Annotated in this window: 12 protein-coding genes and 1 pseudogene; 9 read left to right on the top strand and 4 right to left on the bottom strand. The window is 66.4% G+C overall.

Going from position 1 to position 13,980, the window contains the following annotated elements; genetic code table 11:
- Window positions 1–266: 266 nt before the first annotated feature.
- The 3 genes from hpnJ (at window position 267) to F6X40_RS34440 (ending at window position 4,052) form a co-directional block, all read left to right on the top strand.
- Window positions 267–1,688: a hopanoid biosynthesis associated radical SAM protein HpnJ gene (gene hpnJ, locus F6X40_RS34450; RefSeq protein WP_184043334.1), complete on the top strand. Its 1,422-nt coding sequence runs from the start codon at window positions 267–269 to the stop codon at window positions 1,686–1,688.
- Window positions 1,685–2,845: a bacteriohopanetetrol glucosamine biosynthesis glycosyltransferase HpnI gene (gene hpnI, locus F6X40_RS34445; RefSeq protein ID WP_187630920.1), complete on the top strand. Its 1,161-nt coding sequence runs from the start codon at window positions 1,685–1,687 to the stop codon at window positions 2,843–2,845. The genes hpnJ and hpnI (F6X40_RS34445) overlap by 4 nt, the downstream gene beginning before the upstream one ends.
- Window positions 2,846–2,990: 145 nt before the next feature.
- Window positions 2,991–4,052, top strand: coding sequence for a lysylphosphatidylglycerol synthase domain-containing protein (locus F6X40_RS34440; protein WP_187630919.1), 1,062 nt, complete (start codon window positions 2,991–2,993; stop codon window positions 4,050–4,052).
- Between the two features lie 15 nt (window positions 4,053–4,067).
- On the opposite strand, the gene F6X40_RS34435 is transcribed toward F6X40_RS34440, so the two are convergent.
- Together F6X40_RS34435 and F6X40_RS34430 are read right to left on the bottom strand one after the other, a co-directional pair.
- Window positions 4,068–5,471 (bottom strand): ATP-binding protein, encoded by a 1,404-nt coding sequence (locus F6X40_RS34435; protein ID WP_187630918.1) that lies wholly within the window; start codon window positions 5,469–5,471, stop codon window positions 4,068–4,070.
- Entirely contained in the window at window positions 5,468–6,127 is a 660-nt protein-coding gene (locus tag F6X40_RS34430) for a response regulator (protein WP_090805227.1), read from the bottom strand. The genes F6X40_RS34435 and F6X40_RS34430 overlap by 4 nt, the downstream gene beginning before the upstream one ends.
- 383 nt (window positions 6,128–6,510) lie before the next feature.
- Here F6X40_RS34430 and F6X40_RS34425 point away from each other — a divergent pair, with 383 nt between their 5' ends.
- Genes F6X40_RS34425 through hpnK form a run of 3 tightly spaced genes read left to right on the top strand, consistent with a single transcriptional unit; the run spans window position 6,511 to window position 8,976 of the window.
- The gene (locus tag F6X40_RS34425) at window positions 6,511–6,861 is read left to right on the top strand and encodes a hypothetical protein (protein ID WP_187630917.1); all 351 of its coding nucleotides are present in this window, start codon (window positions 6,511–6,513) and stop codon (window positions 6,859–6,861) included.
- Between the two features lie 19 nt (window positions 6,862–6,880).
- Entirely contained in the window at window positions 6,881–8,146 is a 1,266-nt protein-coding gene (gene hpnI, locus F6X40_RS34420; protein ID WP_187630916.1) for a bacteriohopanetetrol glucosamine biosynthesis glycosyltransferase HpnI, read from the top strand.
- Complete coding sequence (gene hpnK, locus F6X40_RS34415; RefSeq protein WP_187630915.1) at window positions 8,146–8,976, top strand: hopanoid biosynthesis-associated protein HpnK; 831 nt, start codon at window positions 8,146–8,148, stop codon at window positions 8,974–8,976. The genes hpnI (F6X40_RS34420) and hpnK overlap by 1 nt, the downstream gene beginning before the upstream one ends.
- Window positions 8,977–9,014: 38 nt before the next feature.
- Here the strand turns inward: hpnK and F6X40_RS34410 are convergent.
- Window positions 9,015–9,371 (bottom strand): annotated as a pseudogene (locus tag F6X40_RS34410) (efflux RND transporter permease subunit); the annotation flags it as partial.
- 160 nt (window positions 9,372–9,531) lie between these two features.
- Between F6X40_RS34410 and F6X40_RS34405 the strand changes: the two are divergent.
- The 3 genes from F6X40_RS34405 (at window position 9,532) to F6X40_RS34395 (ending at window position 12,548) form a co-directional block, all read left to right on the top strand.
- Window positions 9,532–10,194, top strand: coding sequence for a response regulator (locus F6X40_RS34405; RefSeq protein ID WP_018417800.1), 663 nt, complete (start codon window positions 9,532–9,534; stop codon window positions 10,192–10,194).
- Window positions 10,191–11,555 carry an ATP-binding protein gene (locus tag F6X40_RS34400; protein WP_187630914.1) on the top strand — a complete coding sequence of 455 codons (1,365 nt, stop codon included), beginning with the start codon at window positions 10,191–10,193 and terminating at the stop codon, window positions 11,553–11,555. The genes F6X40_RS34405 and F6X40_RS34400 overlap by 4 nt, the downstream gene beginning before the upstream one ends.
- 90 nt (window positions 11,556–11,645) lie before the next feature.
- Window positions 11,646–12,548, top strand: a complete 903-nt coding sequence (locus F6X40_RS34395; RefSeq protein ID WP_187630913.1) for a ProQ/FinO family protein — start codon at window positions 11,646–11,648, stop codon at window positions 12,546–12,548.
- 27 nt (window positions 12,549–12,575) lie between these two features.
- On the opposite strand, the gene F6X40_RS34390 is transcribed toward F6X40_RS34395, so the two are convergent.
- A complete protein-coding gene (locus F6X40_RS34390; RefSeq protein ID WP_184022767.1) occupies window positions 12,576–13,925 on the bottom strand; it encodes a TAXI family TRAP transporter solute-binding subunit in 1,350 nt (449 codons plus the stop codon).
- Window positions 13,926–13,980: the final 55 nt, after the last annotated feature.

Raw genomic sequence — 13,980 nt, 5'->3', positions numbered from 1 at the left:
CGATGCGACACGATTGCACGAGCGCGTCGATTACACAAATCGCCCCATCGGAGCATGCCGCGCGCGGTCTGAACGCAGTATTATTCTTCAGGTTTCCTTCAGCTTTGCTCCGTACTATTTGCGCCACTGCCCGTGGCCTTTCCGGACCGCGGCCACCGCTACGTGCAGGTCGAGCCCAGGCTTTCCCGACCTGCATTCGGGCAATGGAACAGAATAGATTCCCGACTGAAAACCGAAAGCGCCTATAAAGGCTTGCTGGAGCATCCATGAAAACTCTGTTCTTGCAGGCGCCGTCGTACGACGGCTTCGATGGTGGTGCGGGTTCGCGCTATCAGGCCAAGCGTGAAGTTCGCTCGTTCTGGTATCCGACGTGGCTCGCCCAACCCGCGGCACTGGTTCCCGACAGCCGCGTGCTCGACGCCACGGCAGACGGCCTGTCCGTCGACGCCGCCCTCGACATCGCCTCGCAATACGAGCTGGTGGTGATCCACACCAGCACGCCATCCTTCCCGACCGACGCGTTGTTCGCCCAGGACCTCAGGAAGCGCAAGCCGTCGCTGCTGATCGGCATGGTCGGCGCGAAGGTCGCGGTCGATCCGCACAATTCGCTGACCGCGACCGAGGCCATCGACTTCGTGTGTCGCGAGGAATTCGATTTCACCTGCAAGGAAATCGCCGAAGGCAAGCCGTTCGCGCAGATCCTCGGCTTGAGCTATCGCACCCCCGACGGCTCGATCGAGCACAACGAAGCGCGCCCGATCCTCGAGAACATGGACGAGCTGCCGTTCGTCGCGCCGATCTACAAGCGCGATCTGACCATCAAGAATTACTTCAACGGCTACCTGAAGCATCCGTACGTGTCGCTCTACACTGGCCGCGGCTGCCGCTCGAAGTGCACGTTCTGCCTGTGGCCGCAAACGGTCGGCGGCCATCGCTATCGGGTGCGTTCGGTCGAGAACGTGCTCGAGGAAGTCAAGTGGATTCGCGACAACATGCCCGAAGTCAAGGAGATCATGTTCGACGACGACACGTTCACCGACTTCAAACCGCGCGCCGAAGAAATCGCGCGAGGCATGGGCAAGCTGGGCGTCACATGGTCGTGCAACGCGAAGGCGAACGTGCCTTACTCGACGCTGAAGATCATGAGGGAAAACGGCTTGCGCCTGCTGCTGGTCGGCTACGAATCCGGCGACGACCAGATCCTGCTGAACGTCAAGAAGGGCTTGCGTACCGACATCGCGCGGCGCTTCGCCCAGGACTGCCGCACGCTGGGCATCAAGGTGCACGGCACCTTCATTCTCGGCTTGCCGGGCGAGACGCCGGAAACGATCCAGAAGACCATCGAGTACGCGAAAGAGATCAATCCGCTGACGATCCAGGTGTCGCTCGCCGCGCCGTACCCGGGCACTACGCTCTATAACCAGGCGGTCGAGAACGGCTGGCTCGCGGAGAACAAGGTGATCAATCTCGTCAGCAAGGAAGGCGTGCAGCTGGCGGCGATCGGCTACCCGCATCTGTCGCGAGACGAGATGTACCACCAGCTCGAAAACTTCTATAAACGCTTTTATTTCCGGCCGTCGAAGATCTGGGAGATCCTGCGCGAAATGCTGACGAGCTGGGACATGATGAAACGGCGCCTGCGCGAAGGCGTCGAATTTTTCCGCTTCCTGCGCGCGCACGAGGCGTGAGCGCCGCACACCTCGCCGCCGTCACGCTCGCGTGCGCGTGCGCGGCGGCGACCGTTGTCGGCATCGGCTACACCGTGCTCGCGAGCGCGCTGATCGGGCGCTTCTTCGCGAGGGATGTAGCCGAACCCTCCAGCTTTCCACCCATTACGGTGATCAAACCGTTGCATGGCAACGAGTGGGCGTTGCTCGACAATCTGTCGAGCTTCTGCGCGCAAAATTATCCCGGGCCCGTGCAATTCCTGTTCGGCGTGCATGACTGCGCCGACCCCGCGCTGCAAACCGTCAACGAACTGCGGCGTCTCCATCCTCAGGCGGACATCACCGTCGTCGCCGATGCGCGTCTGTACGGCCCGAACCGCAAGATCAGCAATATCCTCAACATGGTGCCGCAGGCGCGCCACGACGTGCTCGTGTTCGCCGACAGCGACGTGTGCGTCGGCCCGGACTATCTGCGCAACGTGATCGGCGAATTGCAGCAGCCGGGCGTCGGGCTCGTCACCTGCGCATATCGCGGCCAGCCCGATCCGGGTTTCTGGCCGCGGCTGTCGGCGATCGCAACCAACTACCAGTTCCTGCCGGGCGTCGTCACCGGACTCGCGCTCGGGCTCGCGCGGCCGTGCTTCGGCCAGACCATCGCGATGCGGCGCGACACCTACGAGCGGATCGGCGGCTTCAAGCCGTTCGTGCAGCATCTGGCCGAGGACTACGAGATCGGCGCGGCGGTGCGCGCGGCGGGCGAGCAGGTCACGATTCCGCCGTTCGCAATCGCGCATGCGTGTGTCGAAGCGAGCGCCGCACAACTCGTGACGCACGAACTGCGCTGGAGCCGCACGATTCGCCGCATCGATCCGCTCGGACACTTCGGCACGGCGCTCGTGCATCCGTTGCCGTTCGCGCTGCTCGCGCTCGCGTGCTCGGGCGGCGCGCCGTGGGCGTGGCTGCTCGCGGCAGTGACGCTGGTCGCGCGTCTCGCGTTGAAGTGGCGCGCGGATCGGGCGTTGCGTCAGCGCTGCCGCGATCTGTGGCTTCTGCCGTTATGGGATATCGTATCGTTTGCGATTTTCGTCGCGAGCTTCCGCTCGTCGCGGGTGATCTGGCGGGGCTTCAGCTTCAAGGTCGACGGCGACGGGCTGCTGTCGGCGGCGCAGGACGAATGACGAACGAACGGCAGATTGGGCTGGCAATGAACGAAGAGGTTTCGAGCGGGCGAAACGGGAGCGCCCTGGAGACGCATGGCAGCGCCCCGGCGACACGCGGCGTGCGGCGCATCACGTATACCGAGGTCGTGTGCGAGGTGCCCGCATGATGAAGCATCTGGGCCGCGCGGCTGCGCTCGCGGGTTTGCTGATCTGTTTGTGGCTCGTCTGGCGCGAAGATCCGCGCGCGGTGCTCAGCGCGTTGCGCGCGGCTGGCGCGGGCCTCGTGGTGGCCGCGCTCGCGCATGTGCTGCCAATGATCGCCAACGCGTGCGACTGGCGCTCGCTGATTCGCGGCGCGAACCGCCCCAGCTTCGGCAGGATGCTGCATCTGGTGTGGGTGCGCGAATCGGTCAACTGCATGCTGCCGGTCGCGCGGATCGGCGGCGAACTCGTGTCGTTCCGTATGTTCAGGCGCTGGGGCGTCAGGCCGTCGACAGCGGTGGCCAGCACCATCGTCGACATGCAACTGACCGTGATCAGCCAGCTGATGTTCACGATGGTCGGGATTGGTTTTCTGTTCGCCAATGCGCAATCGGGCGCGCTGCGGCTCGCCGGGCAGCTCGCGTGGGGCGTGGTCGCGTTGACGCCGGTGCTGTTGCTGTTCGGGCTCGTCCAGCATGCCAATCCGTTCGAGCGCATCACGCGCGTGGCGAACCGCGTGACGAGCGGCAAGCTAACCGCGCTGGTCGGCCAGTCCGCTCAGATCGATCAGTCGATCAAGGTGATCTGGCGCCGCCGCGCGGTCGTGCTGCGCTATCTGTTCTTCTGGCAGCCGCTGCAATGCGTGCTGACCTCGCTCGAAATCTGGCTCGCGCTGTATTTCCTCGGCGCGCGGGTGACGCTCGTCGAGGCGATCGTAATCGAATCGCTGATCCAGGCGGTCAGCAGCGCCGCGTTCTTCGTGCCGGGCGGTCTCGGCGTGCAGGAGGGCGCTTTCGTACTGATTGGCGGCGCACTGGGGCTCGACCCCGCCATCTGTCTCGCGCTCGCGGCCGCGCGGCGAATTCGCGATCTGCTGATATTCGTGCCGGGCCTGATCGCGTGGCAGCTGTTCGAGGCGTCCGGCAGCGCGCGGCCGCATGCCGCACCGCACGGCGTGCGCGCCGAACTGGCCAAGCAGCGTTCGGGCGTCGCTGACGCGAACCGGGGCGGCGAGCGGCGCTGAGCGATTGGCGCGCCTTCAGCGCGTCGCGCGATAGGCCGGAAACGACACCCGCACCGCAAGCCCCCGGTCCCCGATCCCGGCGCCTAGCTGCAGACTCGCGCCGAAATGCTCGGCGATCCGCGCAACGATCGACAAACCGAGCCCGCTGCCGGTCGCCTGATTGCCGGTCGCGCGGAAAAAGCGGTTCGTGAGCCGCGCGAGATCGTCCGGCGCGACGCCGGGGCCGTCGTCGCGCACGATCAGCTGCACCTGCTCGTCGGCATGGCGCACCGCCACTTCGACATTGCCGCCCGAGCGTCCGTACTTGATCGCGTTATCGAGCAGATTGTCGAGCAGGATGCCGATCAGCACGGGCTCCGCGTCGATCTCGGCGAGCATGTCGCCGACCAGCATCACATTGATGTGCTTCTGTTGCGCGTTGCGCCTGTTCGCGAGCAGCGTATCTTTCGCGATCGCCGCCGGCCTCAGCGGCTCGGTGGGCAGCTTCTCCTGCACGTCGAGCCGCGCGAGCAGCAGCAGTTGCTCGGCGAGCCGCGCGCTGCGATCGACGCCTTGCACGACGCGCTCCATCGCGAGCCGCTGCAGCGCGATGTCGGGCTCGGCGAGCGCGACCTGCGCCTGTACCTTGATCGCGGCGAGCGGCGTCTTCAGTTCGTGCGCGGCATCGGCGGTGAAGGCGCGCTCGTGCTCGCGCGCATGGTGCAGACGCGCCAGCATCTGGTTGATCGCGTCGACGAGCGGGCGCACCTCGAGCGGCGTGCGGCCGATGCCGACCGGTTCCATGCGGTTGATGTCGCGCGAACGGATCGCGGCCGACAACACCTTCAGCGGCGCGAGACTCCAGCCGATGCTGAGCCACACGAGCACCGCGAGCACTGGCAGCGCGATCAGCGTGGGCCGCGCGATGCGGCTCGCGACACCGCTCACCAGGTCGCTGCGGGTGTTGGCCGGTTCGAACACGCGCACGCTGTGACCGAGTGCCGTTTCGCGCAACGTGAACGAGTGATAGAGCTGACCGCCCAACGTGACGTCCTGCGCGCCGCTCGCGGGCGGCAACGGCAAATCCCACGCGGCGAGCGCATGCAGTTGCGGGCTGCCCGCCAGAATGGCGCCGTTGGCCGCGCGCACCTGGAAGAGGGCGTCGCGCGGCAGCGTGTCGTCGTCGTCGAGATCGCTCGCGCCGGGCTCACCGCCTCTCTCTTCTTCACGCACATCGATGCGCGCATTGGCGAGCGTCATCAGATTCGTCGAATCGAGCAGCGCGAGCATCTGCGCGAGTTCGGCGAGACGCGCTCGTTCCCACGCGGCGACTTCGTGGATGGCTTGCCGGTCGCTCGACACGAGCGCGCAGCCCCATACGATCGCGATGCTCGCGAGCACGAGCAGCACGAGGCGCCGCCGAATCGACGGACCGATCATTCTTTCTCCATCACATAGCCGATGTTGCGCACGGTCTTGATCAGGCTTGCGCCGAGCTTCTTGCGCAGGTTCGACACGTGCACCTCGATCGCATTGCTTTCGATCTCTTCCTGCCAGCCGTACAGGCTTTCTTCGAGCCGCGAGCGCGACTGAGGAATGCCGAGATTGGTCAGCAGTTGCAGCAGAATCGCCCATTCGCGCGACGTGAGCGGCACGCGCGCCTCGTCGATCTGCACCGTTTGCGCGGCCGGATTCACTGTCAGATTCTGGTAACGAATCAGATCGATACTGCGACCTTGTGCGCGGCGCAACAGCGCGCGGCACCGCGCCACCAGTTCGGTGAGATCGAACGGCTTGCCGAGATAGTCGTCGGCGCCCGCTTCCAGTCCGCCGACGCGATCGACGACCGTGCCTTTTGCGGTCAACACCAGCACCGGCACGTCATTGCCGGCGTCGCGCACGCGTTTGAGCAGCTCCGTGCCGCTCACGCGCGGCAGGCCGAGGTCGAGTACCACCAAGGCATATTGAGTCGTGTCGAGCGCGAGGCCTGCCTTGTGGCCGTCGCGTGCCCAGTCGACTGTGAAGCCGGCCTGACGAAGGCCCGCCTCGACACCGCAGCCGATGAGTTCGTCGTCTTCTACGAGGAGTAAGCGCATGAGGCAAATATTCCATTGTGGGGCTTTATTGCATAACGTCGAGCATTTTGACGCAAGCGGCATTGATGCACATAGACGAACAATCTGCCGCGTTCCGAAGTGTAACCACGCCGTTCGTTAGCCCCTTCATGCCATGCGCGTGCTTAAGGTTTCCTTCAGCTTGAATCGATACCATCGACGCGCTATAAAATGGTCGTCGCAGATCGTAATGCATGTGCGAGACCAGGTTGTCGTCAGACCATCGCAACCTGATCGTAAGGACTTCGATGGAGCGACGCGCGAGGTATTCTTTATGCTGGTCGATGGCGTCAACGGACGACCTCGACGAGTCGCGCCCATTGCCAGCATCCGGTCAGGCCGCAAGGCCGCGCACGAGGCACGTTATGAAGCGAGTCACCATCGACATGCTACGAGCCCATCTGCTAGTCGCGTCTCTGACGGCCGCGGGCACCGAAGCGCTGCTGTGCATGGCGTTGCCGGTACTGCCGGTCTCTGACGCTTTTTTCGCTTCGGCATCGTTCAGGCTGTTCGCGCTCGCGCTGATGATCGGCGGCGTGGTGATCGCGCGCGAATTTGCCGAGGTCGCCTTCGAGGTCGCGGTGCGGCGCGACTGCGCGATTCGGGCTGCTCGCGGCGCATGGCCCGCCGTGATCGCAGCGAATTGTCCGCGCCGGTGGCTCGTCGTGCTTCATCTGCGGCTAACGGGGCAACCTTTCGTGCTGGCCGAGCACTGACGGATACGGACGACACACAATGGCGGCGCACGCGTTGATGGCATGTCAATGGCTTCTGTTAGCCGCCTGCGTTAGCGCCTCGATCTACACGGTAGCCGCCGCGCTCGCCATGCCGTTTTTCACCGCCCGACATAAATCGAACCATCATGGGGGCAGGGCCGTCAATCGCGCCCTCAGCCGTTCGCTGATGGATTCGCTCGATTGTCCAACCGGGCCGTTCGCGCAGGTTGGTGTCAGCGTGCTGAAGCCGCTGTGCGGCGCCGAGCCGCGTCTCTACGAAAATCTGCGAACCTTCTGCGAACAGCGACATCAGCATTTTCAGCTGGTGTTGGGCGTGTCGTCGCCGCACGATCCCGCCATCGCGGTGGTGCGCCGTTTGCAGGCCGCCTATCCGAAGCGCGACATCGAGCTTGCAATCGACACACGCATACACGGCAGCAATCTGAAAGTCAGCAACCTGATCAACATGGCGGCACGCGCGCGCCACGACATGATCGTGATCGCCGACAGCGACATCGCGGTCGACTCGGACTATCTCGACAGCGTCGCCGCGCCGCTCGCGGACCCGAACGTCGGCGTGGTCACGTGCCTGTACGTCGCGCGCGGCGTCGGCGGTTTCTGGCCGCGTGTCGGTGCGCTGTTCATCAACGAGTGGTTCGCACCCTCGGTGCGGGTCGCCCATGCGATCGGCTCGCGCCGCTTCGGCTTCGGCGCGACGCTCGCGTTGCGGCGCGCGACGCTGGAGCGCATCGGCGGCTTCGAAGCGCTGAAAAACTGCCTCGCCGACGACTACTGGCTCGCCGAGCACGTGCGCGCGCTCGGTCTGCAAACGGTGCTGTCGCGCGTGATGGTCGCGACCGACGTGATCGAGCCGACCTTCGCGGCGCTGTGGCAGCGCGAAACGCGCTGGCTGCGCACGATCCGCTCGGTCAATCCGCCGGGCTTCGTGTCGCTGCTGATCACCTTCCCCACGCCGTGGCTGTTGACGAGCGCGGGGCTGACCGTGTCGCTCGCGACGTGTGCTCACGCGCCTTTCGCGGCGGTGGTCGCGAGCGCGTCGGCCACCGCGGTCTGCGTTGGCGCGCGCCTGCTGCTGCACCTGCGCGCGGCACGCCGCGCGCGCACGTTCTGGCGCGATCTGCCGCTGGTGCCGTTGCGCGATGCGCTGCTCGCGCTCCAGTGGCTCGTCAGCGCGTTCGGTTCGCACGTCGTGTGGCGCGGCGAGCGCATGCAGCTCGGCACGCCGTCCGCCGAGCGCAGCGGCCGGCTGGACAGCCTCACGTGATGGACAGCGCAAAACCCACCCGGTCGCGCGGACTGATCATCACCGCCGACGATTTTGGTCTGCATCAGCGCGTCAATATCGCGGTCGAGCGCGCGCATCGCAACGGTGTGCTGCGCGCCGCGAGTCTGATGGTCGGCGCGCCGGCCGCCAAAGACGCGGTCGCGCGCGCGCGTATGCTGCCGGAACTGCGCGTGGGCCTGCATCTGGTGCTGGCCGACGGCGCCGCGCTGGCGCCGCGCGAGCAGGTCGCCGCGCTGCTCGACGAGAATGGCCGCTTCGGCAGCAACATGGTGCGTGACGGCGTGCGCTTCTTTTTTCTGCCGCACGTGCGCCGGCAGCTCGCGCACGAAATTCGCGCGCAATTCGAAGCCTTCGCCGCGACCGGCCTTACGCTCGACCACGTGAACACACACAAGCATTTTCATCTGCATCCGACCGTGCTCGGCCTGATCCTCGACATCGGCCGCGACTACGGCATGAAGGCGATGCGTCTGCCGTTCGAAGCGAACGCGCCGCTGTGGCTGCGGCCGTGGATCGCGCACGTGAAGACGCGGCTCGAGCGCGCGGGGATCGCGCACAACGACTACGTGGTCGGCATCGCGGCGAGCGGGCGCATGGATGAGGCGACCTGGCTCGCCGCGCTCGCGAATCTACCGCATGGTGTCGGCGAAATCTACTGTCATCCGGCGCTGGCCGGCGACGCGCTGAGCGACGGCATGCACGACTACCGGCATGCCGACGAGTTGCAGGCGCTGCTGTCGCCACGGGTGGCCGCCGCGATCCGCGCGCTTGGGGGGCGGCTCGGCGGGTTCGCGGATGTGCTTGCGTAGCGCCATGCTTCGCGAAACGCGGAAAACTTTGGCCACGCTCACAGCGGCTGCTTTTTCATCAACAGCTTCAGCAACGCCGGCAGCAGCAACAGCACGAGCGGCAACTGCACGATCAGTCCCGAAATGATCGCGATCGCGAGCGGTTGCTGCATCGCCGAGCCTTGCCCCAGCGCGAACGCGAGCGGCAACAGCGCGAGGATCGCGGCGATCGTCGTCATCGCGATCGGCCGCAGACGGTTGCGGCCGGCGGCCTGCAACGCGTCGTCGAAGGGCATCTCGTCGTCGCGCACCAGCGCCTGCAATTCCGACACATAGAAGATCGCGACCTCGGTCACGATGCCGATGATCATCGTCATGCCCATCATCGCGGAGATGTTCAACTCGATGCCGGGCAGCGCGGCTTCGGTCTGCTGCAATTGGCGCGCGAGAGTTCGTAGCGCTTGCGCGCGAGCCGGGCCGTGCGAAATCGACGCGTCGTCCGCACCCGTAAGGGTTCGTTAAGCTGCGACGGCCGATAATGCGGCGGCCAAAACCGCACCAAGGAGAGGAGAGGCCATGCGCCTGCTACTGGTCGAAGACGACGACATGATCGCGGAATCGGTGCTGGGCGCGATGCGCCGCGCCGGCTACGCGATCGACTGGGCCGAGGACGGCCGCGCGGCGGAACTGTCGCTCGATAACGGCGTGTACGACCTCGTGCTGCTCGACCTCGGCCTGCCGAAAAAAGACGGCATCGACGTGCTGAACGCGTATCGCCGCAACGGCGGCGCGGCGCCCGTGATCATCCTGACCGCGCGCGACGCGGTCGACGAACGCATCCGCGGTCTCGATGCCGGCGCCGACGACTACCTGATCAAGCCGTTCGATCTCGACGAACTGGCCGCGCGCATTCGCGCGCTGCTGCGCCGACGCACCGGCCAGAAGCAGCCGGTCTACAGTCACGGCGAACTGACGCTCGACCCCGCCGCGCATGAAGTCACCAAGGACGGCGTGCCGTTGCCGCTGGTGCCGCGCGAATTCGCGTTGCTGCAGGCACTGATCGAGGAGCCGACCCGCGTGTTCACGAAGGCCGAGCTCGAAGAAAAGCTGTACGGCTGGGGCGAGGAAGTCGGCAGCAATACGATCGAAGTGCATGTGCACAGTCTGCGGCGCAAGATCGGCGCGGATCAGGTGGTGACCGTGCGCGGGGTCGGCTACCGCCTGAAGAGGTGCGGATGACGTCGATTCGCCGCTGGCTGCTCGGCTGGCTGATCTTCGGCATGGCGGCGGCGTCGATGGTCGCGGCTTTCGCGATCTTCCATACCGCGCGGCGCGAGGCGAGCGAGCTGTTCGACTACGAACTGCGCACCGTCGCGCTGTCGCTGCCGTCGGCGCTGAGCGGCGCGGGCAGCCGCGAGCGGCGGGAACCCGACCTCGGCGATCTCGCCGACGACCGCATCGTCATCGAAATCTGGGACCGCGGCGGTACGCTCGTCTATCGCTCCGCGCAGGCGCCGGTGTTCGAGCGTCTGCCCCCGGGCTTTCACACAGTGCCGCGCGGCGAATACCACTGGCGCATCTTCGGCGTCGCGCAGACAGACCGCTACGTGCAGGTCGCGCAACCGGTCTCGGTGCGCGAAGAACTCGCGTTGCAGCTCGCGCTGCACACGCTGTGGCCGCTCGGCGTGCTGCTGCCGGTGACGATCGCGCTGGTGCTGCTGGTGGTCGCGCACGGGCTCGCGCCGATCGGCGGACTGTCGCGCGCGCTCGCGACGCGTTCGATCGATTCGCTCGAACCGCTGCGGCTCGACGGCAACCTGCCGGTCGAAATCCGGCCGCTCGTCGAAGCGCTGAACGATCTGCTGCAACGGTTGCATACGGCGTCGCAGGCGCAGCGCACGTTCATCGCCGATGCCGCGCACGAGCTGCGCTCGCCGCTCGCGGCGCTGAAGCTGCAACTGCAGGCGGCGTCGCGCGATGGATCGCTGAGAGGCGAGGGGCAGACGCTCGAGCGCGTCGAACAGCGGGTGAACCGGATCATCCACCTCGTGCAGCAACTGCTGACGCTCGCGCGCGAAGACGCGCAGCCGGTCACGTCGACGGTGCCGGTCAGCTTGCGCCGCATCGGCGAGCAGGCGGTCAGCGATTGTTCCGTGCTCGCGGAGTTGCGCGAGATCGATCTCGGCCTCGAATGCGAACACGCGCTCACACCGAACGACGCCTATACGGTGCTCGCGGAGCCGCACAGTATCAGCGTGTTGTTAGGGAACCTGATCAATAACGCAATCCGTCATACGCCGCCGGGCGGCCGTGTCGACGTGGTGCTGCGACGCACGGGCGAGCGCGTGGGCTTCGAGGTCGTCGACAGCGGCTCGGGAATTCCCGAGGCGGAACTCGAACGCGTGTTCGACCCTTTCTATCGCGGCGAGGAGTCGAAGGGCGAGGGCAGCGGGCTCGGTCTCGCGATCGTCGCGCGGATCGCCGAGCGGCATCAGCTCGGCCTGTCGCTGAGCAACAATGTCGGGGCGCCCGGTTTGCGGGTGTCGGTCACAGGGCTGCGCGCGCCCGCCGCCGACGCGCCCGTCACGGCCGCGAATTGACGATCGTCAATGCGGCTCGGGTTGTCACAAGCACGTAGGCGCACGCTGCTACAATCTCATTTTTACAGATCGACAGATTGGTTGTGCACTATGGGTTTCGAACAACTCGCTGAACTGAAGAAGCAACTGGCCGCGGCGCGCGCCGCCGCAGAGTCCGCCGGCAAGGCCGATCGCAAATCGGCCACGCGCCCCGCTTCGAAGTCCGCCGGCAAGCCCGCTTCAAGTTCAGGGGCACATCCTGGTTCACATGCCGAGCGTGGCGCCAATCCGGGCACGAAGCCCGGTGGCCGGCCCGGCGCGAAGCCGGCCGCAAAGGCCGGCGCTCGCCCGGACGGCAAGCCGGGCACGCGAGCCGGCGGCCCGCAGCCGGCGCGCCACACCGCGCCCGCCAAGCCGGCGGTGGACGCCAAGCCGGTGGACCCGGTGGTGCGCTCGATCGGTCGTCTGCAAAAACGTTTCCCGGTCGCTTTCCCGAAGAATCCGGCCCCGAAGCTGCCGCTGAAGATCGGCATTTTCGAAGACCTCGTCGTGCATGCGAAGGAACTGTCGCTGAGCGAAGCCGAACTGCGCGACGCGATCAAGACGTGGTGCCGTGGCGGGCGCTACTGGAAGAGCCTCGTCGAAGGCGCGGCGCGCGTGGACCTGGCGGGCGTCGAAGCCGGCAAGGTCACGGTGCAGGAAGCGGCGGGTGCTCAGCGCCTGCTCGCGCATCGCGCGGCGAAGGGCGCGCAGAAGGCCGCCACCGCGACGGCAAGCGCGAATGCGCCGACCGATGCAGGTACACCGGCCGAGGGCGCGGCCGCTGAAGCGTCACATGCCGAAGCAGCGGTAGCGGCAGTCGCGGAACAAGCGGCCCGCCAAGCGGATGTCGCTGCTGCGTCGCCGGAAGCCGTAGCGGCGGATGCCGCCGGGAGCGCGGACACCCAGGCGCAGACCAGCGCGCAACACGAACCGCAAGCCACCGCTCCCGCCTCGCCCCCCTCCCAAGCCTAACCTTGGCACAGCCCGTCATGGCCTCGATCACGAGGCCATGACGGGCGGCGCAGCCGTCAACCGGCTGCGCACGAATCCCACATGCTCGCGCAGCACGTAAAACGCATCCGCATACGCGAGCGGCATGCGCAGGTGGCTCAGCGCCGCCTCGATCTCGTCCAGTTGCCCCAGTAGCTGCGTGCGCTCCTCGTCGGTTGCGCCGGCGAGCGCGTGCCGCTCGATCGCGATCAGCGAACCGTAATAACGATAGATGCGCGAGCGCACCCGCCACCGGTACAGCGCCGGAATCACGCGCATGGCGGGCAACAGCAGCACGGCGACCGGCAATAGCAGGACGAGCGTACGATCGCCGATGCTCGCGAGCCAGAAAGGCAGCGTCCGATACAAAAAGCCCTTGCCGGTCCGGTAATAGCGCTGCGCGTCTTCGCTGATCGGATATTCGTGCTCGACCGGGTTCGGGAACTGGCCGGCGTGCTGCAACAGGCCCGCGGCGCCGTGCACTTCCTGCGCCGCCTCGATCAATAGGTCCGAAATCGCCGGATGCAGCGTGCTGCGCGCGACGAGTTCGACCGTCGGACTAATCAGGTGGACGGTCTCGGGCGGAATGCGCCGCTTCAGATCGAGCACGCCGGGCGGCAAGTCGATCTGGTCGAGAAACGGAAAGACGCGTGTATAGGCGCTCGCTTCGTCGAAATTCATCACCGAGATGCCGGGTACGCGCAACAGCCGCAGCATCAGGCCGCGCGTGGCCGAATCGCCGCTCAGAATCGCCGCGTCGACCTCGCCGGCAACCAGCTGCGTGGCGGCCTGCAGGCCGTCGCTCGGCACTAGCGTCGTGGCGCCGCCGGGCTCGATGCCGTTCGCCGCGAGCAGTTGCAGCGCGAGCAGCCGCGTGCCGCTGCCTTCGCGGCCGACCGCGATCCGCTTGCCTTCGAGCTGCGCCAGTTGCGTGAGCGCCGCGCCGCGATAGAACACGACGATCGGCACATAGAACACGCTGCCGAGCGACACCAGCGACGAAGTATCGAGCCCTTCGGCCACCCCGCCCTGCACGAGAGCGATATCGACGTGCTGCTTCGGATCCAGCAGCCGCTGCAGGTTCTGCACGGAACCTTCGGATTCGAGCACGTTCAGGCGGATGCCGTTGCGGGCGAGGATCTTGCGGTACTGGTTCGCGGTGACGACGAACGAGCTGTCGCGCGGGCCGGCGCTGATCGTGATCGTGCGCGGCGGCGCCGGATTGGCGATCCAGACGATCAGCACGATCGCGAACGCGATCAGCAGCGCTGTGATGAAGTAGGGCAGCAGGTGCTCGCGCCATTCGGCGCGCGTAGGTTCGGCGGGAAAGTGCGGAGGCCGCGGACGCTGCGCTTTCATGAAGACTCCGTGCGGGAAGCCGGGTGAAGGCATTGTCGCCTGTGCGGGGCGGCTT

This window comes from Paraburkholderia sp. UCT31 (assembly GCF_014397655.1).
In the GTDB taxonomy this organism is placed as follows: Bacteria; Pseudomonadota; Gammaproteobacteria; order Burkholderiales; family Burkholderiaceae; genus Paraburkholderia; species Paraburkholderia tuberum.
Note: the sequence above shows the minus strand (reverse complement) of the source record. Positions and strands in the feature narration are given on the sequence as shown.